Source organism: Ekhidna sp. (assembly GCF_040223195.1).
Taxonomy (GTDB): domain Bacteria; phylum Bacteroidota; class Bacteroidia; order Cytophagales; family Cyclobacteriaceae; genus Ekhidna.
In genome coordinates this window covers 566517-590069 of sequence record NZ_JAVKDX010000022.1, presented here as the reverse complement: position 1 = coordinate 590069, position 23553 = coordinate 566517, and the positions used below count along the sequence as shown (strand labels likewise).

At 45.5% G+C, this 23553-nt stretch carries 23 protein-coding genes; 13 read left to right on the top strand and 10 right to left on the bottom strand.

The genetic code is table 11. The annotated features are described in order from the left end of the window. Positions 1-2 precede the first annotated feature (2 nt). Positions 3-764 carry a hypothetical protein gene (locus tag RLN88_RS16380; RefSeq protein ID WP_350222496.1) on the top strand — a complete coding sequence of 254 codons (762 nt, stop codon included), beginning with the start codon at positions 3-5 and terminating at the stop codon, positions 762-764. Between the two features lie 187 nt (positions 765-951). Here RLN88_RS16380 and RLN88_RS16375 read toward each other — a convergent pair whose 3' ends face one another. The 7 genes from RLN88_RS16375 to RLN88_RS16345 are packed head-to-tail and all read right to left on the bottom strand — an operon-like array spanning position 952 to position 7235. After that, positions 952-1845 (bottom strand): ATP-grasp domain-containing protein, encoded by an 894-nt coding sequence (locus RLN88_RS16375; RefSeq protein ID WP_350222495.1) that lies wholly within the window; start codon positions 1843-1845, stop codon positions 952-954. After that, complete coding sequence (locus RLN88_RS16370; RefSeq protein ID WP_350222494.1) at positions 1838-2737, bottom strand: SDR family oxidoreductase; 900 nt, start codon at positions 2735-2737, stop codon at positions 1838-1840. The genes RLN88_RS16375 and RLN88_RS16370 overlap by 8 nt, the downstream gene beginning before the upstream one ends. Continuing rightward, positions 2738-3580, bottom strand: a complete 843-nt coding sequence (locus RLN88_RS16365) for a peptidylprolyl isomerase (protein WP_350222493.1) — start codon at positions 3578-3580, stop codon at positions 2738-2740. Positions 3581-3589: 9 nt separating this feature from the next. Beyond that, complete coding sequence (gene hemC / locus RLN88_RS16360; RefSeq protein ID WP_350222492.1) at positions 3590-4519, bottom strand: hydroxymethylbilane synthase; 930 nt, start codon at positions 4517-4519, stop codon at positions 3590-3592. After that, complete coding sequence (locus RLN88_RS16355; protein WP_350222491.1) at positions 4520-4942, bottom strand: ATP-dependent zinc protease family protein; 423 nt, start codon at positions 4940-4942, stop codon at positions 4520-4522. Then, complete coding sequence (locus RLN88_RS16350; protein ID WP_350222490.1) at positions 4935-6050, bottom strand: DNA polymerase III subunit; 1116 nt, start codon at positions 6048-6050, stop codon at positions 4935-4937. Before RLN88_RS16350 ends, RLN88_RS16355 begins: the two co-directional genes overlap by 8 nt. Positions 6051-6053: 3 nt before the next feature. Further along, positions 6054-7235: a GlmU family protein gene (locus RLN88_RS16345; protein ID WP_350222489.1), complete on the bottom strand. Its 1182-nt coding sequence runs from the start codon at positions 7233-7235 to the stop codon at positions 6054-6056. Between the two features lie 92 nt (positions 7236-7327). On the opposite strand from RLN88_RS16345, the gene RLN88_RS16340 reads away from it, so the two are divergent. Both RLN88_RS16340 and RLN88_RS16335 read left to right on the top strand, forming a co-directional pair. Beyond that, the gene (locus tag RLN88_RS16340) at positions 7328-7603 is read left to right on the top strand and encodes a DUF6364 family protein (protein WP_350222488.1); all 276 of its coding nucleotides are present in this window, start codon (positions 7328-7330) and stop codon (positions 7601-7603) included. Beyond that, positions 7566-7997: a PIN domain-containing protein gene (locus RLN88_RS16335; RefSeq protein WP_350222487.1), complete on the top strand. Its 432-nt coding sequence runs from the start codon at positions 7566-7568 to the stop codon at positions 7995-7997. The genes RLN88_RS16340 and RLN88_RS16335 overlap by 38 nt, the downstream gene beginning before the upstream one ends. 64 nt (positions 7998-8061) lie before the next feature. On the opposite strand, the gene RLN88_RS16330 is transcribed toward RLN88_RS16335, so the two are convergent. Further along, positions 8062-8307 carry a type B 50S ribosomal protein L31 gene (locus RLN88_RS16330; RefSeq protein ID WP_350222486.1) on the bottom strand — a complete coding sequence of 82 codons (246 nt, stop codon included), beginning with the start codon at positions 8305-8307 and terminating at the stop codon, positions 8062-8064. A 97-nt stretch (positions 8308-8404) separates the two neighbouring features. Here RLN88_RS16330 and RLN88_RS16325 point away from each other — a divergent pair, with 97 nt between their 5' ends. From RLN88_RS16325 to RLN88_RS16290, 8 genes are all read left to right on the top strand, one after another. Next, a complete protein-coding gene (locus RLN88_RS16325; protein ID WP_350222485.1) occupies positions 8405-10045 on the top strand; it encodes a hypothetical protein in 1641 nt (546 codons plus the stop codon). Positions 10046-10240: 195 nt separating this feature from the next. Next, complete coding sequence (locus tag RLN88_RS16320) at positions 10241-10591, top strand: hypothetical protein (RefSeq protein ID WP_350222484.1); 351 nt, start codon at positions 10241-10243, stop codon at positions 10589-10591. Positions 10592-10681: 90 nt separating this feature from the next. Beyond that, a complete protein-coding gene (locus RLN88_RS16315; protein WP_350222483.1) occupies positions 10682-12220 on the top strand; it encodes a YifB family Mg chelatase-like AAA ATPase in 1539 nt (512 codons plus the stop codon). A gap of 9 nt (positions 12221-12229) precedes the next feature. Next, complete coding sequence (locus RLN88_RS16310; protein ID WP_350222482.1) at positions 12230-12814, top strand: DUF1287 domain-containing protein; 585 nt, start codon at positions 12230-12232, stop codon at positions 12812-12814. Continuing rightward, complete coding sequence (locus tag RLN88_RS16305) at positions 12811-13377, top strand: 5-formyltetrahydrofolate cyclo-ligase (RefSeq protein WP_350222481.1); 567 nt, start codon at positions 12811-12813, stop codon at positions 13375-13377. Before RLN88_RS16310 ends, RLN88_RS16305 begins: the two co-directional genes overlap by 4 nt. Further along, positions 13370-13873 carry a thiol peroxidase gene (gene tpx / locus RLN88_RS16300; RefSeq protein WP_350222480.1) on the top strand — a complete coding sequence of 168 codons (504 nt, stop codon included), beginning with the start codon at positions 13370-13372 and terminating at the stop codon, positions 13871-13873. The genes RLN88_RS16305 and tpx overlap by 8 nt, the downstream gene beginning before the upstream one ends. A gap of 109 nt (positions 13874-13982) precedes the next feature. Beyond that, the gene (locus tag RLN88_RS16295; RefSeq protein WP_350222479.1) at positions 13983-16355 is read left to right on the top strand and encodes a TonB-dependent receptor; all 2373 of its coding nucleotides are present in this window, start codon (positions 13983-13985) and stop codon (positions 16353-16355) included. Between the two features lie 2 nt (positions 16356-16357). Then, positions 16358-17281: a DUF4249 domain-containing protein gene (locus tag RLN88_RS16290; RefSeq protein WP_350222478.1), complete on the top strand. Its 924-nt coding sequence runs from the start codon at positions 16358-16360 to the stop codon at positions 17279-17281. Between the two features lie 148 nt (positions 17282-17429). Here the strand turns inward: RLN88_RS16290 and RLN88_RS16285 are convergent, their stop codons facing one another. Continuing rightward, a complete protein-coding gene (locus RLN88_RS16285; protein WP_350222477.1) occupies positions 17430-20075 on the bottom strand; it encodes a carboxypeptidase-like regulatory domain-containing protein in 2646 nt (881 codons plus the stop codon). A 13-nt stretch (positions 20076-20088) separates the two neighbouring features. Further along, the gene (locus tag RLN88_RS16280; protein WP_350222476.1) at positions 20089-20931 is read right to left on the bottom strand and encodes a GLPGLI family protein; all 843 of its coding nucleotides are present in this window, start codon (positions 20929-20931) and stop codon (positions 20089-20091) included. 113 nt (positions 20932-21044) lie between these two features. On the opposite strand from RLN88_RS16280, the gene RLN88_RS16275 reads away from it, so the two are divergent. After that, complete coding sequence (locus RLN88_RS16275; protein ID WP_350222475.1) at positions 21045-22532, top strand: sensor histidine kinase; 1488 nt, start codon at positions 21045-21047, stop codon at positions 22530-22532. Next, positions 22529-23218: a response regulator transcription factor gene (locus RLN88_RS16270; RefSeq protein WP_350222474.1), complete on the top strand. Its 690-nt coding sequence runs from the start codon at positions 22529-22531 to the stop codon at positions 23216-23218. Before RLN88_RS16275 ends, RLN88_RS16270 begins: the two co-directional genes overlap by 4 nt. Positions 23219-23553: the final 335 nt, after the last annotated feature.

Sequence of the window (23553 nt, the reverse complement as noted above, 5' to 3'; positions counted from 1 at the left end):
GGATGATGAATGTCTTGGAAGAGATAAAAGATCAATTGATAGGATTATTAGACTCAAGTATCATTGGTGTTATAATAGGAATTGTATCTATTCTACTAGCACTTATCCTGCACATCAGATCCCGTATTCGAAGACAGTTGAGTTGGAGTGTTCAAAGCTTGCATCATCTAGCGTCCCGTCCAAATTTGGATGCGATCCAATTCATATACGAAGGAAAAGAGGTAAACTCCCTATGGGTGACCCAACTAGTTTTGAGAAACTCTGGAAATAGAGATATTGAATTTACGTCCCCTATTATCATCAAATGTAACCAAACAGTACTTAGCACTATTGCTTTTGAAGAGGCCTTTGATTTTGATGTAGAGCCTGCCAATAGTAATGAAATTCATGTTTCCACCGATTTGTTGAAGAACAACGAGTCTATTCTCATAGATGTATTTACAGAAAATCCAGTCCGATTCAATTTATCAGAAAACAGGATTCGCGATGTGAAGCTACGCAATCAGTCCTCTTTCTATTTTAAAAGCCTCCTTGAAAATGGACTAATGTTAATTACGGCGATTTTAGGATTCATAAAAATCATTGGAGACAAATATAGAGCTGTCCTTGATGGCTACCCTTCACACAATCTCGATTTCCTAATAATCTATTCTGTTATGGGTACTATTATGATCTTGATGTTCTTTAATTGGGCACGAACAAGTTATAAGAAGTCTATTAAATATAATAGAATATCAAATAGGCTAGAGAAAAAGCCTAAATAAGACCCAAAGCAATGGCAATACGAAAGCATCTCACCAAGTACCAATATCAGTTTCCCTCAGCCTCGGTTTCTCACGAATCGAAAACGGAAGATTTGTAAGGAAACAAACCATCGGCAGGGGAAATAATAATTAGTGCATTAAACCTACCTTTCGGAAAGTTTCAAACTTTCCGAAAGGTATTGTTATGCTATAGCAACTCCTTCACCTCCCCTGCCAGCATATCCGCAGCTTTCTCATTTTTTCGAAACCACATTTCCGGCTCTACAAGCTCCAGCTCTGAAACTGCAGGGTTACCCTGATTATCGTTCACAATATCTACACGGGCATAGAGCGGTTGGGTGTATTCGCAGGCTTTCACAGCAGCTATGGCCAGGTCTATCTCGGCTTTTGTTGGGGTGTAATCCTGCACCGTGCCACCGAAATCATCCTGCACACGGAAGTCGCCGGGTCTGGCCACCTTGAGTACTGCATGGGTATATTCACCCCCAATGAGCATGAGGGATAGCTCCCCACGATCCAGCACATCCTGCTGAAAAGGCTGGAGCATCATTGTTTCATCTTCAATGAGTTCCGCATATCTTTTCTCGTGACTGGAAATGTTTTCGGGGGAAAGCATAAATGTATCTTTAGCAGCTGCCGAAATTGCCGGTTTTAGTACGGTCTTGTCCCAGCCCAGCTCATCATGAAGCTCCTGCAGCGATCGGGTATCGCCCGGCTCTATGAAGCAAGTCTCCACAATATTTACCCCGGCATCTTTCAGGTCGTTGAGGTAGTGTTTGTCGAGGTTCCACACGATCGTTTCATAATCATTGATAAGCCGGGTTTTCAACGACACATCCATGAGCCAGTCACTAAACTCTGTAAACTTTTCCGCATAGTCCCAGGTGGTTCGGAACAGCGCAATTTTTGTCTGGCTCCAGTCAAAGGATGAATCTGACCAGGCCACCTTCTTGACCTTAAGCCCCAGACGCTCCAATGCCTCCATCACCAGGCGATCCTCTTTCACCACATTGTCAACATATTCACTACGCTTTTTGGGGTTTACGTAGCGTTCATCGGTTAGAATGACTACATCAAACATGGGCTAACTGGGTTTTTAAAATGGCTAATCCTTCTTTAAAGCTAACAGGTTCGTACTCTAATTCCCTTCTCGCCTTGTCTAAAATAAATCCTGTCTTAGCGGGGCGTTTGGCGGGTTGGGTAAAAATGGAGCCATCCACCTCTTCAATTAGGGATTTGTCCAGCTCAAAAAACTCTGCGGTGGCCATGGCCATATCATACGGTGTAAGTAGGTCTTTGCCGGAAATATGCCACACCCCCTCGGCTTTTTTCTCTGCGATGAGCACACATCCTTTAGCCAAATCTTCAGCTAATGTTGGAGTGCGCCACTGATCATTGACCACCTTGATTTGCTTTTTGTCTTCCAGGCTTTGCTTCACCCACAGGATAATATTGGATCGGCTCATGTCGTGCACGATACCATAGACAAGCATGGTGCGCACGATGGCATACTTAAGTCCGCTTGCCTGAAGAAGTTTTTCAGACTCGAGCTTGCTCTCCGCATATTTGCTTAACGGGTTAGGCAAATCATCCTCTGCGTACGGGCCGTTTTCCCCGTCGAAAATAAAGTCAGTAGAGAGATGGATAAAGAAGCTACTTGTCTGCTTACAGGCGTCAATCAGATGAGCCACGGCATCTACATTGAGTTTTTGACAAGCCTCAGGATCTAGCTCGCATTGATCCACATGGGTCATTGCGGCGGTGTTAATGACCACATTCGGGCGGTGTTTTAGTATGACGCTGTTCACTTCTTTATTCGAAGTGATGTCCATCTGCTGGTAGATATAAGTGCCTTGTGGGTTTCGATTTTCACCTCTTCCGGTAGCAATAAGCTCTACGTTGGCCTGGTTTTCGTAAAGTTGTACGAGTTTCTGTCCAAGCAATCCATTTGCGCCGGTGATTAAGACTTTCATTTAGTTTTCAGGATACGCATACCCGTATTCCTCAGTGATCTTCTTTTTGTTCATCTCGATCACTTCCATCGACAGATACACAGGCTCTACCGGGCGGTCAGCTCTTCCGGTTTTTACTGCGGCTATTTTATCTATTACATCAAGTCCCTCTATCACCTTGCCAAACACGGTATACTCGCCATCAAGTGGGGCATAGCCTCCTACTCCCTGGTATTCTTCGGGGTACTGCGAAACATCCACACTTAAATCAACGCCGAATGCTTCTTCCACAAGCGCTTTGTTGGCCAGTGCCAGGTCATTCATGCCTTTACTATCCCGCTTTGCTGCAAGCTCCTGAAATTGCTTAAGTAAATCACTATAGGCCGTATCTTGAAGTAGCTCCCCCATTTTTTGGTTTAGCAGAATCACATTGGTGGCCATCACCTCCCACGACATGCCATCCACAATGTAAAACTGGCTGGCAGAGGACATTTTTTCAGGGTTTACATTATCTGGCTGTCTTGCTGCAGCTAATGCCCCTTTGGTGTGATAATAGCCGTCAACTATCTCGGCAGGAACACGATCTCCCTGCTTTTCAGCGACTTTTTCTTTTTCGGCTACATTTCCTCCCTGGATCATGAAGTCTTCGATCACCCGATGGAAAACGGTGCTATCATACCTGCCTGACCTGGCCAGCTCCAGAAAATTCTTTTTGTGAAGAGGGGTCTCATCATAAAGTACCACGGTCATATCTCCATATGAAGTTTTGATTTTGACCAGGTAGTCTTTGTTTTTGTCGCCACAAGCGGCGATCGTTCCAATTATGAATAGTGAGAGGATAAGGTTTTTCATAGGTCTTTTCATTGTTCAAACTTATTTTGAAATGGTTGATTTTATATCGTCGAGCACTTTTTTTCCACCACTTTGCAGAATCTCATCGGCCAGAGAGGTGCCAAGCTCCTCCGGATTGGACCCATACATGGTTCGCTGGATGAGCTGCCTTCCGTCCAGGCTGGCAATGCCTCCTTTCAAGATGATTTGTCCGTCCATTTCCATCTGGGCATGCCCAAATACAGGGATGCTGCAGCCACCATCCATTCTGCGAAGGAAGGCCCGCTCGGTTAGAAGCATTTTTTCTGTGAGTGCATGATTGGTCGCTTTTTTGATTTTATCTGCTACTTCTTTGTCGATGGTTTCATGAATTTCAATAGCCACAGACCCCTGCCCAACGGGTGGGATGAAACGCTCCGTATCAAACCAGTACCTGACCAGATGATCATAATCCATTCTGCGCACACCGGCATAGGCCAGCACCAGACCATCCATGCTCCCGGTTTTCATTTTCTCCAGTCTGGTCTGCAAGTTACCCCGCACATCTACCGTGGTGATATGCGGATAGTAGTGCTTCAGCATCGCTATGCGGCGGGTACTTGAGGTGCCCAGGATCAGTTTGGGATTGTTCAGGTCAATTTCCTTGTCAGATACGATCACATCATCCGGGGATTCGCGCTCACAGAAAGCCAGTACTTTGAAGCCATCAGGCAATTTGGACTGAAGGTCTTTGGCACTGTGAACCGCTATATCAATTTGGCCTCTTCGCAGCATCGTTTCCAGCTCCTCCGTAAACACTCCTTTGCTTCCAATCTTGGAAAGGGCCACATGCTGGATTTTATCACCTTTGGTTTCTATTGGCATAAGCTGTGGCTGGAACCCTCCTGCATCCAATAAGTCAGCAACGTAATTTGCCTGCCACATGGCAAGCTTGCTCTTTCGTGTTCCGATTTTTATGACCCTTCGCTCCATTCAGCTTGTTTTCTTTTTGTTGTAAGACAAATTTTTCTGTGTGACATCTACGACAAAGTGCGAAAGCATTTTCCTTCCAATCAAAAGTGGGTTTTTCATTTTACTTCGATCCGTCAAAGAAATGGAAGCCATGAAGTTTTTTCCAAAAATCCGCATCCGCGTTTTGATTACGTAGCGTTTTTGTGCTTTTCCGTTAGAGCTTTTGACTACCTTTTGTGTCCAGTCTCTGGTGGCATATTCCTGATATCCAGTATCTGTATGCAAGGTGAAATAAAGGAAGCCATGCTCCTGGTGTACTTTTTTGCAATGTAAGGAGGATCGGTATGCCCCGGTATCGATTTTGGCATGAATGTCCTTTACGCCCAGGTCAGGGAGATCTATTACATCCAGTCTTCCGATCACCAATTTTTGCTTTTTAGCCATTCAATACCCTGATGATATCCAGCGATAAATTTAAATGAGTTATCCGAGGGTTTGAGTTTCGCTCGAGGTGAATGAGGGCCTCATTGATTAAGGCATACGTTTTTTCGAGTTTTTCGAAACCAAGCTTCTCTGAAAATTTGCCTACAAATGAAGTTTCGGCTGCACTTTGCGTTGGTGGGGTTTGACCGGAAGCATGAACCACGGCATTTCTGATTAGCTCAATGGCAAAATTGAGGGAGCCTTTTTGCATGGCTTTTCCTGACTTTGAAAAGTCCTCGCTTCTCCTCACCAGGCCTGTGAGGTCTTTCTTCCAGCATTCCAGCATCCATTGTTGAAAATCTTCATAAGCTTGAGATTCACCTTCACTGGCGATGTATTGCGCCAGGCCGACTTTACCTTCTGATAGTTTGGCAGCATGTTCTGCTTTGCTTTGATCAACACCTTTTTCTATCAGGTAATTTCTGATTTCCTCGAAGCTATTCGGCGGCACATTGACCAGCTGAGTTCTGGAGGTGATGGTAGCCAGGAGACTATCGTAGTTGTAAGAAACGAGTAGGTAAAGGGTCTTTTCCGGTGGCTCTTCCAGAATTTTGAGAATAGCATTTGCCGAGCTCGGATTCATCAGCTCGGGCATCCAGATTAGCAAAACCTTATAGCCACCTTCTACCGATCGCATGCTCACATTTTTCAGCATCTGCCGGCTGTCTTCTCTACTGATTAGAAGGTTCTTGTTTTCCTGACCATACTTTCTCACCCAGGCTTCCAGGTCGCCGAATGGAGACTCGGCAACAAATTCCCTAAATCGTGGGATAGCCTCAGCTAATACCTTTTCATACTTATTTTCTGCAGCGGAAATCTTAGGAAAGTGCAGGTGGATGTCAGGGTGAATTAGCTTCCTGATCCGGGCACAGTTTGGACAGGTCCCGCAGCTATCTTCATCATTTTTGTTTTCGCACATGAGGTAGCTTGCATAGGCAAGTGCCATAGGTAAAACTGCCGTCCCTGGCCTTCCGGAAAAAAGCTGGGCATGGGCTACTTTTCCTCGCTTGTGCGCTGAAATCAGCTGTTTCTTTAGTTCGAAAAGTCCCGGTATTTCAGAAAACTGCATCTGTTATTTCTTCTCCCACACCCGATTTTCGGCTGTCATCTCAAAGATATGAGAAAGCATTGCTTTGTCCGCTTCGGTAAGTTCTTTGTTTCGTCGGGCCATCACCAGTTCCGCCGTTTCAAAAGCTTTTTGAGTTTGGTAGGTTGTGAATCCTGACGCGCCACCCCACGCAAATGAAGGGACGATGGCACGTGGAAATCCATCTCCAAAGATATTGGAGGAAACGCCAACGGTGGTGCCGGTATTAAACATGGTGTTGATGCCTGACTTGGAGTGATCCCCCATGATCAGGCCACAAAACTGAAGGCCGGTATCCTTGAATCTGCCGGAAGCAAAGTCCCACATCTTCACATTGGCATAGTTGTTTTTTAGATTTGAGTTGTTGGTGTCGGCCCCAAGATTGCACCACTCACCGAGTACTGAGTTTCCAAGAAATCCTTCATGGCCTTTGTTTGAGAAGCCAAAAATGACAGAGTTGGAAACTTCACCTCCCACTTTGGAATATGGGCCAATGGTGGTGTCACCTTTGATCTTCGATCCCATGTTAACCACAGAATGATCGCACAGCGCAAATGGCCCTCGGATCAAGGCGCCTTCCTGAACTTCCGCATCTTTCCCGATGTAGATCGGTCCGTTTTCCGCATTCAATATAGCAGCTTTGACTTTTGCACCTTCGTCCAGAAAGATTTGATTGCCATAGGTTTTGGTATGGGGGTCATCCAGTGGTTGAGATTTTTGACCCTGGGTGAGGAGCTCAAAATCCTTGCGGATTTCTTCACCATTGAACCGGAAAATGTCCCATGGATGCAAAACCTGATTTAGGTTGGATTCTGCTATCTGTTCTCTCCCTCCGATTTCAAATGCTTCATTTGCATCATAATACCCTGCTATCAGCCGACCTTCATGGGTTATGCATTGATTTTCTGAAAGTGTTTTGATTTGTTTAGCTAGCCCCTCATTGGGCAAGATATTTCCCAGGATAGTCAGGCTCTTGTTTGTCGGTGCAGGGAAAAGCTCAGACAGGTAATCCTGCGTTCTGAAAAAAGCTTCATTGCTATCCAGCCGCTTGCACCACTTTTCATACACTTTCAAAATACCTACCCGAACTTCGCCCACCGCGCGGGTGTAGCTCATCGGCAGCATTTGTTTCCAGCTTTCTTCGGTATCAATGAAGGTGATTTGCATGGATCAAACTTAGCTTGTTTTGGCAAATGAGATAAGCAATTGAGAAATCTTTTCAGTAAATTACACGTATATTTTTGATGAAAATCGGACGTATGACAACTAAGCTTACATTGACAGTAGATAAGGAAACCATTGACAAGGCAAAGAAGTATGCCAAAGAGCACGACAGGAGCCTTTCCAGCATAGTCGAGAACTATTTGAAGTCGCTATCCTCTAAAGAAAGGAAGAATAACAAAAATGAATACCCAATAGTCAGCTCAATGCTTGGCCGACTAAGACTTCCGGGCGATGTAAGTGTTGACTACAAAAAGGAATTGACGGAAATGAGGGATGAACGACTCAAAAGAAAAAATGGGGATATTAGTTGATTCCGATATAATAATTGATGTATTAACATACCGGGAGCCTTTTGTGAATGATTCGCGAGTGGTTTTGCAGTCATGCGAAGATGGAACACAAAGGGGCTTTATAACCGCACTAATCCTCGCCAATACGTATTATGTTCTACGCAAGGAGAATTCTCATATTGATGTAATTAAGCAACTATCTAAGCTTATAGGTTTTCTTGATGTTATCAATATTGACAAGGCGGCAATTATCAAATCGATGAACTCAGATTTTGCTGATTTTGAGGATGCCCTACAGAATTATGCGGCAGAAGTATCTGATAAAGTTGACACGATAGTAACTCGGAATACAAAAGATTATAAACACAGTTCCATAAGTGTGATGTCTCCGTCAGAATTTGCGAATTCACTGTGAAAGTGGGCATAAAAAAAGTCTTCTGGATATTCAGAAGACTTTAGCATTTCTTTCTCGAAGAGTATTACTTCTTCTTGTACTTTCTGTTGAATTTTTCCACCCGACCAGCAGTATCCAAAAAGATTTTCTTTCCGGTGTAGAATGGGTGTGAAGCTGAGCTCACCTCTACTTTGATTACAGGGTACTCATTCCCGTCTTCCCACTTGATGGTCTCCTTAGAAGTCATTGTTGATTTCGTAAGAAATTTGAAATCACTTGTGGTGTCAAGGAAAACAACTTCTTTGTACTCTGGATGTATGTCTTTTTTCATCGCTATCTATCTCTTTTTCAAAAAGGATGGCAAAGATAGAAATTATTTTATCTTCTTCAAACCCATTTGTTCAACTAAAATGGAATATGTTTGATTTATGAGAAAAACTTTCTTCATCCTTAGTCTTCTCAGTGCCAGTCTTTTATCGGCGCAATCTACTGATTTTACCCTGGGTCACCCGGCCTATCAAGTGATAGAACTAGAGGAAATCAGGTCGCAGCAAGGATTCAGCACCACCCTAAAGCCGATTTCACGTGCATCAGTTTATGACTTGATAGGTAATGATGGAGGCCTTTATATGAGTAAAGAACTTCGGGAATACACTTCAGATTCATCCAGGTCCCGAATCCCCATCCTTGGCAGGTTTTTTACCTATCCGGCTGATCTGATTTATTATGAAGATGACAACCTTGAGCTTCATGTAAATCCGGTGCTGCAGTTTTCCTTCGGAAAAACGAATGATGCAATTGGATCCGCTTTTGTGAACAGCCGGGGTGCTGAGATTCGGGGACGAATAGACAAGAAGGTGGCTTTCTACACCATGCTGACAGAAAACCAGGCTCGCTATCCTGAATATGTAAACAATGTGCGAGACAGTACGCTGGTGGTGCCCTATGAAGGATTTTGGAAGCAATACGCTACTACAGGGGTTGATTTCTTCCGTGCTCAAGGCTATGTAGATTTCGGGTTTACAAAAAGCATCTCAGCCCAACTTGGTTTTGGGAAACACTTTGTCGGGAATGGAGTGCGATCCCTGATTTTATCGGATTACTCAAACAATTACCCATACCTAAGAATCAATACAACAACGAAGGTTTTTGACTACACCAATGTCTTTGCTGAGTTGATTGCCGGGGTGAGGGGAGGAACCTTCGGACTGGAGGGGGCTGGCGGATTTGAAAAAAAATACATGGCTTTTCACCACCTCAACATGAAGATCAGACCAAATCTCCACATTGGTTTGTTTGAGTCTGTGATGTACGGAGATTCCTCCGGAGGATTAAAAGTAGAGTATCTCAATCCCATCATCTTCTACCGGGCGGTGGAGCAGCAAAATGGCAGTGAAGACAATGCTTTGATCGGGTTGGACTTTAAATGGAATATTAAGAATCGCGTTTCCCTATATGGTCAGTTGGTCATTGATGAGATGATCATCAAGGAGGTACTAGCCAAGGATGGCTGGTGGGGCAATAAGCAGGGCTTTCAGCTTGGAGCAAAATATGTGGATCCATTTGGATTGGAAAATCTGATTGTGCAGGCCGAGATCAACCGTGTGAGGCCCTATATGTATGCGCATGAGGATGGATTTACCAATTACAGCCATTACAATCTTTCCATGGCGCATCCACTTGGAGCCAACTTCACTGAATATATCGGGAGAGCAAATTACCGCCTCAGCGATCAGTGGAGTTTTGAAGGTATACTGATGCGTGCCAGCTATGGAAATGATATCGGAGAGGTGAATTATGGACGGGACATCCTCAAGGACTACCTTGTGAGACGCCCCGATGGAAATGGGGGAAATTTAGAATATGGGAATACTCACCTTCAGGGAAATAAGACTGATTTAACGATGTTTTTTTTTCGGGCAACTTATATGGCCAGGCACAACCTCTTTTTGGATGCTGATGTAACCTTAAGGAAGGAATCGGACACCAACGGCATCATCGATACTTCTGCTTCCGTCTTGGGGTTTTCACTTCGATGGAATATGCCGGCAAGGAGGCATCTGTTTTAGTAAGGTGATTCCGATTCACAGCGGTTACAGTACTAATTTGCCACATGAAAAATATCCTTACAGATTACTTTAAAAGTTTCATAACTTTCGGCCTCACTAGAGACTCTATGAAATGTCCATACAATTAACTAGGCTAAGGGGTGTATATGTAGTTGGACATTCCATGTGTGCCATAAAAAAACAAATAGCATACACATGAAAAGGTTCAAACTCATTTTCCACATTATATATGTCGTGATCGCCCTGGTCATCATGTACTTTTCTGTGGATATCATGTTAAATACGGAGCAGTATTTGTCAAAAATTAAGCTGTCCTCTTACATTAAGTTTCCGCGATATGTAATGGGCCTTTTCTTCTTCCTCTCCATTCTGATGATGATCGAATATGTAATGCAGCAACTTAGGATTCGAAACATCAAAGGGGATATAGAAGACCTGAAATCAGAGGTCACCGGGCTAAAAGCTAAGCTTTACGATAAATCACAAGCAAATCTGGACGACATTTCATTGGATGATGCGGACAAAGGTGATGAGGATGAAGACTAGCTAAATTTCACAACACGGTCATATAGTCTTTTTTGTATCTCGGTAATTCCTATCTTAGGAGAATTATTTAAGCTCAGAAAATGACCGACAATGCTTGCAAAAACCTATGGTAGCGCCGTTTATGGTGTGGATGCTTACAAAATCACGGTAGAGGTAAATGTGGGACAAGGCACCAAGTTTTTTATGGTAGGCTTGCCAGACTCTGCTGTGAAGGAAAGTGAGCAACGGGTGGAATCAGCTATTAAGCATTTTGGCTATAAAATGCCCAGGCAGAAGGTGGTCGTCAACCTAGCTCCTGCAGATATTAGAAAAGAGGGATCTGCTTATGACCTTCCAATTGCTCTAGGGATTTTGAAAGCTTCTGAGCAGATGATCGCAGAAGATTTAGAGGACTATGTGATCATGGGGGAGTTGGCACTTGATGGAGATTTAAGGCCAATCAAAGGAGCTTTGCCCATTGCAATAGAAGCGCGAAAAAACGGCTTTAAAGGATTCATTCTGCCAAAGGAAAATGCCTCTGAGGCGGCCATTGTGGATGGGCTGGATGTCATTGGGGTTTCAACAATCAAGGAGGCGATCCTTCATCTCGAGGGCGAGGAGGTCATTCAACCTGTTGCCTATGATACCAGAGATATATTCTTTAGCCAACTGGATACTTATGCTTCCGATTTTGCCGATGTGCAAGGGCAGGAAAACATTAAGCGAGCTATGGAAATTGCTGCTGCCGGTGGCCACAATGTAATCATGATTGGCCCACCGGGAGCCGGGAAAACGATGCTGGCGAAAAGGCTTCCTTCTATCCTTCCACCTTTGACCCTGCATGAAGCTTTGGAAACAACCAAAATCCATTCAGTAGCTGGTAAGCTGGGTACGGATGCCAAGCTCATCTCGCACCGACCCTTTCGTCAGCCACACCACACCATTTCTGATGTGGCGCTAGTAGGTGGGGGAGGAATCCCTCAACCGGGAGAGATTTCCCTGGCAAACAATGGTGTGCTTTTTCTGGATGAGTTGCCAGAGTTTAAACGCACGGTGCTGGAGGTGATGCGCCAGCCACTTGAGGAAAGAAAAGTGACGATCTCCCGAGCAAAGGTTTCTCTAGATTACCCTTCCAATTTTATGCTGATTGCCAGCATGAACCCATGCCCGTGTGGATACTATAATCATCCAGAGAAGGAGTGCGTGTGCGCACCCGGGGTGGTGCAGCGCTACCTCAACCGCATCAGCGGGCCGCTGCTGGACCGCATAGACCTGCACGTGGAGGTAACCCCCGTCTCCTTTGACCAGATGACAGAGAATAGGAAGACGGAATCAAGTTCAGAAATAAGGGATAGAGTGATCAAAGCCAGAGAGGTGCAAGCCACTCGATTCAAAGAACAGCCGGGAGTGTTTAATAATGCCATGATGAGCTCCAACATGGTCAAAGAAGTTTGCCAGATTAATGAAGCAGGAAAAGCGCTGCTAAAAACAGCAATGGAGCGGCTGGGACTTTCTGCCAGAGCTTATGATCGAATCCTGCGGGTATCCAGAACAATTGCAGATTTGGCAGGGACCAATGACATTTCCATCGAGCACCTGGCTGAAGCCATCCAATACAGAAGTCTTGATCGGGAAGGCTGGGCAGGGTAACTTGTAATTATGAAAAGAAAATTTGCTTGCTTGGTTTTCATTTTGGTGGCTGAAGGTTGTCTCGCTCAATCTTTTGGCCAAAAACTATCAAGCGTAGCAATCCAATTAACCAATGACCAGGTAGTCTATGACCCTTCCTATTTTTCCATCAGCTACCCCAACGGCGATGTACCGGAAGGGAAGGGAGTCTGCACCGACGTGGTGATCCGTGCCTACCGCAAACTTGGAATAGACCTGCAGAAAGAGGTGCATGAAGACATGAAGGAAAACTTCTCCGAGTATCCCACTATCTGGGGGTTGTCCAGGCCCGACACTAACATCGATCACCGGAGAGTCCCCAACCTGATGACCTTTTTTTCCCGATTCGGGGAGGAGAAACCCATCACTACCGATCCGGAGGATTATGAAGCAGGAGACATTGTATGCTGGAACCTGGGCGGGGCGATTACCCACATAGGGATCCTGGTGGAGGAGAAATCTGGGGACGGCAAGCGAAACATGGTCGTTCACAACATCGGTGGAGGACAGGTGATAGAGGATGTGTTGTTCGATTACAAGATCATAGGTCATTACACGTACTCCCGCGAACCATGATCACCAAGTCACTCTTTCGCAAGACCATACTGCAGTACCGTCAGCTGCTGGATGAGGGTGTCTATGCCGAACGAAACGAGCGACTTTTTCAGCGACTTCAGGAACTGGTTGATTCAAAAAGGCCTAAAAAAATCCACACCTTTTTGGCAATGAAGAAAAATAGGGAACCAGATATTTCATTCTTCTTAAATTGGTTTTGGGAACGTGATATTGGGATGATGGTATCAAAAACAGATTTTCAATCGAAGAAAATGCACCACTATAACTTAACGCCTGCAACCAAGCTGAAAGAAAACAGGATGGGAATCCCAGAGCCGGAAGATGCAGCGGCTGTTTCCATCGAACAGGCAGATCTTATTTTGGTGCCCTTGCTGGTATCTGATAGGAAGGGTCACCGCATCGGGTACGGAGGAGGCTACTATGATCGGTTGCTAAGGGAAACAAAAGCACTCAAAGTTGGGTTATGCTTGTCGCCTCCGGTGGATAAAATACTTCAGCGGGAGGACTGGGACATTCCAATAGATTATTTAATTACACCCTTTAAAACATACAACTATGGCTAAAATCACATTAGGCGGAACCGAAACAAACACCATTGGGGACCTGCCGGCGGTAGGAAGTGCCGCACCGGACTTCACCCTTGTTAGCAAAGACATGCAGGAAAAAACCCTGGCTAGTTATCATGGGCAGAAAGTCATTCTCAATATCTATCCCAGCATTGACACAGGTGTGTGTGCCATGTCTACCAAAAAGTTTAATCAGGAGGCTTCCAAGCTTGAGAATACACGTATTGTCTGCATATCCAAAGACCTGCCGTTTGCACTGAAGCGCTATTGTGATGCCGAAGGGATTGATAATCTGGACAACCTCACCAACTTCAGGGATGGAGGAAATTTTGGCAAGAACTACGGGGTTGAAATCTTTGACGGAGCTTTTAAGGGGCTAAATGCCAGGGCAATCGTAGTGGTAAATGAGCAAGGTACCGTCCAGTATACCGAGCTGGTGCCGGAGATAGGTCAGGAGCCTAATTATGAGAAGGCTTTGGCTGCCATTCAATAGGGGCAAGCAACCTTTTACCATCATTTTACATTAAGTGTTTGTTAACTCCGAAACTATTTGGCGTCTGGTACGTCTTTCGGAAGGTCTATCACTTAAATAATCACCAAAATTGAGAAAGTTTTTATTGCTACTCGCCGCTATTCCTTTGCTCATTTCTGCACAGGAAAAGTATACTGTTAATGGGTATGTCAAGGATGCGGCGAACGGAGAAGCACTGATCGGTGCTACAGTTTTAATCCAGGAGTTGGGTACGGGTAACATCACCAACGTGTATGGATTTTACTCTATCACCCTGCCGCCTGGCAACTATACCATTGAGTTTCGATACCTTGGTTTTGTTACGCAAGCAAAGGATATTTCCCTCTCCCAAAACATGAGGGTGGATGTGGAGCTGGGCGAGGAGCAGACACAGCTGCAGGAAGTGGTGGTGACAGCTAGGGCAGAAGATGAAAATGTGACTTCCACGGAAATGAGCGTTGCTGAAATTGATATCCAGACGGTCAGAAAGATGCCGGCCATTCTTGGCGAGGTGGATATCATCAAAAGCCTTCAGCTGCTACCAGGTGTTTCCTCGGTGGGGGAAGGTGCTTCCGGCTTCAATGTTCGGGGTGGTAGTGTGGGGCAAAACCTGATTTTGCTGGATGAAGCGCCGGTTTACAACTCTTCACACTTGCTGGGCTTCTTCTCTGTTTTCAATCCAGACGCAGTAAAGGATATGAAACTCTACAAGGGAGCCATCCCGGCGCAGTTTGGGGGACGGCTAGCATCCATCCTCGATATCCGCATGAAGGAAGGAAACAATAAAGAGCTGGAAGTAAACGGAGGAATTGGGACGGTCTTCAGCCGCATTGCGGTGGAGGCGCCTATCAAAAAAGAAAAGTCCTCTTTCATCATAGCGGCCAGAAGGTCATATGCCGATATCCTGGCCAGGCCTTTTGTAGAGGAGCTCCGCAATGGAGCAGCACTCAATTTCTATGACCTCACGCTAAAAACAAACTATGAGTTTTCAGATAAAAACCAGATTTTCCTGTCGGGCTATTTTGGACAGGACAATTTCAAGTTTGATGCGCAGCAGGGCTTTAGCTGGGGAAACCGGACTGCTACGGTGCGATGGAATCATCTCTTCAACGATCGCCTGTTTTCCAACTTCACCTTCTTTTTCAGCGACTATGAATACAACCTGGAATTTGGCGATACCTCGCGCGATAAGTTCAAATGGAATTCTGACATAAATACTTTAGCCCTCAAGCCGCAGTTTACCTACTTCATTGACCAGCGCAATGAGCTCACTTTCGGCGGAGAGGTTTTCAGCTATACGTTTGAGCCCGCCAGAGCGACAGGAGTCAGTGACGGGGATGTGATCGATCTGAGCCTGCCGGACCGCAAGGCGATCGAGTCTGCCGTATACATAAACAATGATCAGAAGATCAACGATAAGCTATCGCTGCAATACGGCCTGCGGTTCTCCTACTTTGCATTGATTGGAGAGGGCAACAAATTTATCCTGGGGGATACCATCCCGGGTAGGAGACGACCCATTGAAGACATCATAGAAGTGGATAAAGGCGAGACTATTGCCACCCACCACGGCTGGGAGCCTCGCCTGTCATTGCGCTACCAGATCAACCGATCCACCTCGGTGAAGGCAAGCTACAATCGTATGCTACAGTACATCCACCTAATCTCAAATACCACCGCTTCCAACCCACTGGATGTGTGGACACCAAGCTCCAATAACCTGAAGCCACAGGTTGGGCAGCAGTGGGCCATGGGACTTTTCAAGAATCTGAACAACAACAAATATGAGACCTCCGTCGAGTTTTATTATCGTGAAACAGATCGACAGTTGGAGTATATCAATGGAGCCGATCTACTTATCAATGAGGCACTTGAGGCAGACCTTCTGGCAGGGATTGGGAGGGCATACGGAATGGAGCTTTATGTGAAAAAGCTAACCGGAAGGCTGAATGGCTGGGTGAGCTATACGCTTGGACGGACCGAACTTCAGACTACAGGTATCAATCAAGGGGATTGGTACCCAACACGGTATGATCAGACGCACAATTTCAAGGTCACTGCCTTCTATGAATTTAATGATCGCTGGTCGATATCCTCTACTTTCTCATATCTGAGCGGTACACCAACTACTTTCCCAACGCATCGATACGAGGTGCAGGGGATTACCATCCCTCACAACTCCAACGACTCCAGAAACAATGTACGACTGCCGGATTACCACCGTCTGGATTTTTCTGTGACGAAAAAGGGCAGAGCCATTCGAAAGGATGGATCACCTCGTAAAAACAGGGATGAGCTGGTGTTCACGGTTTATAACATTTACAACCGGGCCAACCCATTCTCGATCTACTTCTGGCAGGGGCAGGATCGTGTAGATGCGGGAGCACTGGCTGATACACGGGCTACCCAAGTATCCATTTTCGCTTCGTTTATTCCATCCATCACCTACAATTTCAAGTTTTAGTCATGAAAAAATTATTGATCATATTTTTAGGCTTATCCATTCTGGCATGCGAGGATGATATCAATGTGGAGCTCCCCAATGCAGAGCCTGTGATAGCCTTTGATGCGTGGATTTACCGCAAAGCGGAAAAGCAGACGATCCGAATTACACGAACCAATACCTACTTTGATGGGACAGAGCCGGAGGGAATATCCGGTGCTTCTGTGGCTGTTGTAGATGGTGAGGGAACCATATTTCCTTTCAATGAAGAAAGTCCGGGGGTCTACAGCTGGCTTCCAGCCAATGCTGCGGATTCCTTTGGTACCGTTGGCCAAACGTATTTTCTGGATGTTCTCATCGATGGAAAACAGTACGGCTCAGTGAGCAAGATGGGACGAGTGCCTGAAATTGACAGCATTACCTGGCGATTTGAAGAAGGCCGCTTCGGAGATGACGATTCCTACTATGCGGAGTTCTGGGCACGGGATTTTGAAGGCATGGGCGATGCATACTGGATCAAGAGCTGGAAAAATGGAGTGTACTCTAACAGACCCACAGAGATCAATATTTCCTATGATGGGGCTTTTTCTCCTGATGGAAATGCAGATGGCCTCACCTTCATTCAGCCAATTCGGGATGGTATAAATCCATTTGATCTGGATGAGAATGACGAGTTCATTCCACCTTTTGTAGAACCGGGAGAAGATAGTATTTACGTGGAAATCAACTCCATCACGCCAGAAGCCTGGTTCTTCTGGGTGCAGGTTATCGAGCAGACAGACCGCCCCGGTGGTTTTGGTGAGTTGTTTGCTTCCAGCCTTGCTAATGTGGAGTCTAATATTGTTTCCGAAGATGGAGAGCAGGTAGTGGGATTTTTCTGCGTGTCTGCCGTGAAAGGGCTAGGCAGGAGGTTCACAGAGGATGCCATTCGGGAGAAACCAGAATAATTTTTATTAAACCCCGAAATCCAATTGAATAAAACGCGTCGTATATCCATCAACAATTATTCGCTGCGAATGCGCGGCGTTTAGCTGGTTGGTGATAGATGCCCTGATCATGAGGATGATCAGGGTTTTTTATATCACCGTTTTAAACTTACAAGTCGTACTTCACCGTGAACAGCCCATATCTCTGCTGTATCGCATAAGCATACGTGCTGATCAGGTTATCAGTAAAGCTGTCTCTTCGCACTGATCTGGTGTCCAGCAGATTCAACCCCTGAAGCTTAAACTCCCACGGACTCTTCCCTTTTCGGTAGCTCAGCGTAGCATCGAGTACATCAAAGGAAGTTTCCTGATTCTGGTTCTTATTAAGATACTTGTTGAAAGCATATTCGGTATCCAATCGCCAGCTTTTGATTTTCAGGGCGGTCCCTACATTGGGGCGATAGTTTATAAACTTGCTCACTAATGATCCGGACGAATACCTGTTGGCACTAACCGAGTATCCCGTCCTTACCGATAGCTTTTTGAATAGCCTGGCCGACATATTCAGTTGATACTGCTGAGTGAAGTTGTCATTCTCAATTAGCTGACCCTCGATCTGGTTGTTCAGTACCGTTTGAGAAAGATTAATCTCTCCGCTGATTCTGAAGTGATCGAATCGTTTTTCGAGGTTCACATAACCACTAACAATTCTGTTAGCATTTAGCGCATTGACGGGCGTAAGTACGTTCTCCACCCCCGACAGCTGCTGATTATTGGTGAAGCCGTCTTTGATGTACCTGAAGTTGATACCGGAATGGATGTTGAAGAAGTTGTACATGTTGAAGTTGCGATAGCTCACATTGGCAGTATGGTAGACGGCAGGATTCAGGCCGGCATTGCCAAAAGCAAGTGTATTGTATCGCAGCATGACAAAGCCTTCAGCATAGGCTCCCACCTCATTGTATTCAATCGATTGGCGATAATCCACTTCAAGCTCGTGTGAGCTTCCAAATTCATAAGAAGCTCTCAATTGAGGGAAAGCGTACTGAGTATTATCGGTGGACTCACTTCCATTTTTGATGGAGTAGCTATTGAGACTCACACCCGGACTTACCGTCAGCCGGTTCCACTTTTTCTTGTATTGCAGGCGTGCATATCTGTTTGTGATATCCAGTTCCTGATTTAGGTTTGAAAAATCCTCCTGCCCATCTGAAAGCCTGGAAATAAGCGACTGCTGAGAAGAGTTGATTCCTACAGCCACATTGAAGTGAGTAGTCTTATTGAAGATGTAATAATAGTTGAAGGCCCCATCGAAACGGGTGGAATGGAGGTCCTGATTCTGGTTTAAGTTGAGAATAGGAGATGACGAACTCAAATACGAACTGAACAAGGCCTGCTCACTGGATAGCTGCTGACCGGCAATGTTTTGTTCTTCATTGTAGCTTACTTCAGCAGAGATGATGTTTCGTTCATTCAAGGCATTGAACATACGCAGCTGATGATTCTGACTTTGAGGTTTTCGCTCACTACCTTCCTCGAGTCTATTATCACCGGAGAGTAGCTGCGAGTTTCTTAGCATTCCCTGATCCACTGAGCCCCGTTTCCCAAAAAAGCTGTAATCCACTTGCAGGTTGTAGTTGGGAGTGTATCGTGCCGAAAACCGACCCAATCCTGACTGATTGGCCACAGAAGAGTTTGTGGTTAGTTGCTCTTGAGTTTGATCATCCAGCTGAGGATACGTTCGCTGTGAGTTTGAACTCATTAATGCCTCATTGTCAAACCCGATGGCAAATCCGGAAAGCTGGAGCTTATCTGAAGGACGTGTGGTGAAATTCACAGCACCCAGATAGTTGGTTAGCCCGCTGGCAGAGTTCCGGTCCGTAAGTGGGATGTCAAAATCACCGGAGTTTACCCTGAAAGCCGTCCCGTTTCGGGCGGCCAGTGAAGACATTCCTCCAGACATTCGGAAGTAGTCATTGATGGTAAGCGCAAGCTCGCCAACGTTATTGCCATCCCCGATGAAGTTGACACTCGTTTTTGGTGCGTAGTAGAACGCATTGGCATGCCCGAAGTATCGCTCCTCTGGACCACCCCCTGCTTCAATATCACCAAATACCATTCGCTTTTTATCCCCTTTTAGTTCGATATTCAACGCCAGCTGATCATCGTCCCTTAGTCCTTGCATCGGAGCTATATCATTAAAGTTTTGAAGTACCTGCACGCGATCCACTACATCTGCAGGAATGTTTTTGGTGGCCAGCTTGGTATCCCCTTCAAAGAATTCCTTTCCGTCCACGAGCACCTTGCTCACTCTTTTGCCCTGCACTTCAATGTCACCATTTTCCTTTATATCAAATCCGGGTAACTCTTCCAGTACATCTTCCAGTTTTCGTTCATCCCCCTTAGCAAAGGCCTCAGCCTTGTAGGAGATAGTATCACCTCTCACCAGCACGGGCATTTCTGCTACCACCGTCACTTCGTCCAGCGCATTTACCGCCTCCCTCATAATTATGACCATTGGGTTTTCAGGGGATTCCTGAAGTTGCAGATGCTGACTTATCGGGACAAACCCGACAAAGGTGACCTGAAGCTCATAGACGGTATTGGCGGCCAGACGAAGTTGGAAGTTTCCTTTCACGTCAGTGACAGCAAAGGCTTTCATCTCCTTGGTGGTGGTATCGATGGCCATAACGTTTGCAAAGGCCACAGGAGCGAGAGTAGTATCCCGCGTTTGCCCACGTAGCACCACATGATCCTGAGCCTGGATAGCAAAAGTTGCTATCAGGCTCAGAAGAGTTAGTATTAGTCCTTTCATTAATTGAGTCTGTTTATCCTCCGATTCTGATTGTACGGGTATGTCCGTCTTCGCCTCCAGTATCATACTTCTTCATCATCTCCTGCATCTTTTCGTCACGAATTTTATCTGCTTCTTCACGAGAGACACGCTTTCCTTTTTCCGGCTTTTCGATCGTCACAGGGGTAGCAGGATTGAGCTCTACTTTCGTACATAGAAAAGTAAGATTTCCCTGTTTTAGCTCCAGAATAAGTCCTGGAAGTCCCCACGTGTTGGCAGGTCCCTGAGATACCGGAATTTCAGGGGTGTACCAGGCAGTAATCAAGGTGGTATCCATCATGGTTTCTGTTTTCTGTTCAGAGTTATCCAGAGAGATGGTGGTCTGTTCGTTGATGTCCAGAAACTCCGCTTTGATTACCGTGTAGTCACCTATTTTCTTTTTCTCACCGGTGATCTTCCAGTTGAATGGCTCCAGTTCATCGGCGATCAGAAATTTCTTGCCGAAAATTTCAGTTTCTTCCAGAAACTCATTCTTTCCAGGATTTACATAGCTTTTGGAATTCCCGGTGGAGAGGCGAATCTGCATGCCACCGTTTGAGGATGGAGGACTTTCCGGCTCCAGAGCAGCATCTTCTTTCCAGATGGCCTCCTGCAGGTTAAAGGTTAGCGTATAATCACGTTGCATCTGCTGGGCTATCTGCTTACGTAAAGACTCCTGCATTTCGGGACTCATGTCCTGTCCGGCAATATTGACGGACTCAATATTCATGGAGGATTTATAAGACGCTATTCCTTCAAATTTCTGACCGATAGCCCGGTAGGTGATTCCCACCAGCATGCCTTGTACCAGTGAGAGAATAAGTAGTGTTTTTCTCATTGTGTTTTTGTTTCCGGCAAACCAATGAGAATGAGTGCTAACAGATGGTTAAGCAGTGTTAACGTGTGTTAACGGATGGAAAGTACCCCATATCTGCCCCGTATATTTGTATCGTGGCTAAGCAATCGTATCGAAAAATAGTATTTCTGATTGTGATAACAGCAGTGGTGCTCACTGCTGCACAGGTGTATTTTACCATTCAAAACTACCAGGTAAACAAGCAGCGGTTTATTCAGGATGTGAAGCTGTCACTGGATGCAAGCATTGAAGATTATTTTGCCAATAGGGCAAAGAATAGTATTTACATCCTGACCAGTACTGATTCATTGATTGAAGGCAAACGGGCCATAGGTTATGCTTCCAAGATTGATGAAGTGGATAGTATTGCCAAAGTTATGGAGGGAAGTAAACCGCTTTCATCTTCCAATCTCAGGCATGTATGGTCCAGCACGGGATCATTTCCGGATTCAATTAAACTCAACGAGGTACTCAAAACAAGCAATGGGGATAATATAAAGCACTTCAAACTGCGGGGAGACCTTCAACAGAGTGATACCAGTAGGTTGAGGGATTTTCAGTTTTTGACACAAAAGGTAATGATCTCCATCAGTGAAGATTTGCTGGATTTAGGAACGCTGTTTACCACAATGCAAGGAGTACTTGAGCAGAAAAATCTAAATATCAACTTCAAACTAAAGCAAGAGATCCAAGGAAGAAAAACGACCATTGGTTCTATTGAAGGCGATAACTATCTCTCTGCGGAGGCCACATCAACTTATCTTGGAGATCGAAACACCATTTCTATTGATTTTGAGAATGCAACATTGATCATTCTCAGGAATGGCATCAGTGAGTTGGTGTTGTCAGTCCTGTTGATCGGCCTGGTCATTGGCACATTGATTCATCTCTATCAGACCATCAATGCACAGAAGCAACTGGCAGCTATCAAGGATGACCTAATCAGCAACATCACTCATGAATTCAAAACCCCAATCGCCACTATTTTTTCCGCACTGGAAGGGGTCACCAACTTTAATCAGACCAATGATCAGGATAAAACCAAACGATATCTTGAGCTCTCCAATAGTCAGCTGCGCAAGCTGAATGACATGGTGGAGAAGATGCTGGAAACAGCCATCATTGACAAAGGGAAACTCACCCTTAATCAGGAGGAACTGGAGGTGGTTGGCTGGACACGAAGTATTGTGGAGCGCTTCCAACTGGTAGAAGACGAGAAGCAGATACGATTTGAGACGAACCTGGAATCTCATGTTGCAATGCTGGATCGATTCCACCTGGAAAACTCACTTTCAAATCTGATGGACAATGCCATCAAATATGGAGGAGATCAGATTGTGGTTAGGTTGAAGCAGCAGGATGATAAGATGCGTTGGGAAGTAGAGGATAATGGAGGATCTATTCCTAAAAACCAGCGGGAGAAGATCTTCGAAAAGCTCTATCGAATACCTACCGGAAACACCCACGATGTAAAAGGTTTTGGTATAGGGCTGTATTATGCTCGCACCATTGCTGAGCTTCATGGAGGCCAACTTACGCTGGAGGTAGACACCAACAAAACTCTGTTTAAGCTGGCACTATGACGAACCCTCCCAAAATATTACTCGCTGAAGATGAAGCAGCCTTAGGAATGATCATCCGGGAGAGTCTTGAGTCCCGCGGGTTCGAGGTGGTGTTTTGTGCCAATGGAGAGGAGGCCAGGCAAGCATATGAAAAGGACCGTCCGGACATCATGGTGCTGGATGTAATGATGCCCAAGCTGGATGGTTTCTCGCTGGTAAAGGAGCTGCGCAAGCGAGATCAATATGTGCCGATCATCTTTCTGACTGCCAAGTCCCGCACTGAGGATGTGGTGGAAGGCTTTGGGTATGGTGCCAATGATTACCTGAAGAAACCTTTCAGCATGGAAGAGCTGATCGTGCGTATTCATGCGTTGCTCAATCGCAAGATTTCAAAGTCTGGGGGAGGTGCGCAGGAAGTTGGAGATTACTCCTTCGACTGCCAGAAGCAGGTACTTACTCACAAGCCCACTAAACAGGAAGAACGCCTGACCCACCGGGAGGCGCAGCTTCTGGATGCGTTGGTGAGGAATGTGAATGAGCTCACCGATCGTCAGGTCATCCTGAAAACCCTTTGGGGGAATGACGACTTCTTCAATGCCCGCAGCATGGATGTTTTCATTAGCAAGCTGCGAAAGAAGCTCGCACAGGACACCTCCATTCAGATCGTGAATGTGCGAGGATATGGGTATAAGCTGGTGGTGGGGTGAAGTGGCTTTTCCCTCAAGGAGACCTTTGTTTTGCCATACCACTGATTGGGGGGAGCATTCCACATCCGAAGGATTAGCCAATTTCAAATCAAAGTTCGAATGGCCTTAAATCCTGAGCGTTAAGAAAAAATGAATCATGAAGATCACTTGCAAAACCATTGTTTGAGCCCGACAATAGGAGGGTGAGTTTGGTTTTGCGTACAAGGACAATTCATTTTTTTAGTGAGAGATTTACAGCCTTGATCTTTTGTTTCTTTTCTATCAAGAGAAAAGAAAGACCTTTCGGTCTAAGGCTTAAGAACATAAATTCGAAGATTTCTCTTGCAATGACGGAA

Excerpts from the sequence above, each read along its gene's own strand:
- RLN88_RS16330 (WP_350222486.1), bottom strand. The coding sequence starts at position 8,307 with ATGAAAAAAGACATACATCCAGAGTACAAAGAAGTTGTTTTCCTTGAC.
- hemC (WP_350222492.1), bottom strand. The coding sequence starts at position 4,519 with ATGGAGCGAAGGGTCATAAAAATCGGAACACGAAAGAGCAAGCTTGCC.
- RLN88_RS16315 (WP_350222483.1), top strand. The coding sequence starts at position 10,682 with ATGCTTGCAAAAACCTATGGTAGCGCCGTTTATGGTGTGGATGCTTAC.
- RLN88_RS16285 (WP_350222477.1), bottom strand. The coding sequence starts at position 20,075 with ATGAAAGGACTAATACTAACTCTTCTGAGCCTGATAGCAACTTTTGCT.
- RLN88_RS16335 (WP_350222487.1), top strand. The coding sequence starts at position 7,566 with ATGAACGACTCAAAAGAAAAAATGGGGATATTAGTTGATTCCGATATA.
- RLN88_RS16340 (WP_350222488.1), top strand. The coding sequence starts at position 7,328 with ATGACAACTAAGCTTACATTGACAGTAGATAAGGAAACCATTGACAAG.
- RLN88_RS16375 (WP_350222495.1), bottom strand. The coding sequence starts at position 1,845 with ATGTTTGATGTAGTCATTCTAACCGATGAACGCTACGTAAACCCCAAA.
- RLN88_RS16350 (WP_350222490.1), bottom strand. The coding sequence starts at position 6,050 with ATGCAGTTTTCTGAAATACCGGGACTTTTCGAACTAAAGAAACAGCTG.
- RLN88_RS16355 (WP_350222491.1), bottom strand. The coding sequence starts at position 4,942 with ATGGCTAAAAAGCAAAAATTGGTGATCGGAAGACTGGATGTAATAGAT.
- RLN88_RS16380 (WP_350222496.1), top strand. The coding sequence starts at position 3 with ATGATGAATGTCTTGGAAGAGATAAAAGATCAATTGATAGGATTATTA.
- RLN88_RS16270 (WP_350222474.1), top strand. The coding sequence starts at position 22,529 with ATGACGAACCCTCCCAAAATATTACTCGCTGAAGATGAAGCAGCCTTA.
- RLN88_RS16290 (WP_350222478.1), top strand. The coding sequence starts at position 16,358 with ATGAAAAAATTATTGATCATATTTTTAGGCTTATCCATTCTGGCATGC.
- RLN88_RS16305 (WP_350222481.1), top strand. The coding sequence starts at position 12,811 with ATGATCACCAAGTCACTCTTTCGCAAGACCATACTGCAGTACCGTCAG.
- RLN88_RS16310 (WP_350222482.1), top strand. The coding sequence starts at position 12,230 with ATGAAAAGAAAATTTGCTTGCTTGGTTTTCATTTTGGTGGCTGAAGGT.
- RLN88_RS16320 (WP_350222484.1), top strand. The coding sequence starts at position 10,241 with ATGAAAAGGTTCAAACTCATTTTCCACATTATATATGTCGTGATCGCC.
- RLN88_RS16365 (WP_350222493.1), bottom strand. The coding sequence starts at position 3,580 with ATGAAAAGACCTATGAAAAACCTTATCCTCTCACTATTCATAATTGGA.
- RLN88_RS16325 (WP_350222485.1), top strand. The coding sequence starts at position 8,405 with ATGAGAAAAACTTTCTTCATCCTTAGTCTTCTCAGTGCCAGTCTTTTA.
- RLN88_RS16345 (WP_350222489.1), bottom strand. The coding sequence starts at position 7,235 with ATGCAAATCACCTTCATTGATACCGAAGAAAGCTGGAAACAAATGCTG.
- RLN88_RS16280 (WP_350222476.1), bottom strand. The coding sequence starts at position 20,931 with ATGAGAAAAACACTACTTATTCTCTCACTGGTACAAGGCATGCTGGTG.
- tpx (WP_350222480.1), top strand. The coding sequence starts at position 13,370 with ATGGCTAAAATCACATTAGGCGGAACCGAAACAAACACCATTGGGGAC.
- RLN88_RS16370 (WP_350222494.1), bottom strand. The coding sequence starts at position 2,737 with ATGAAAGTCTTAATCACCGGCGCAAATGGATTGCTTGGACAGAAACTC.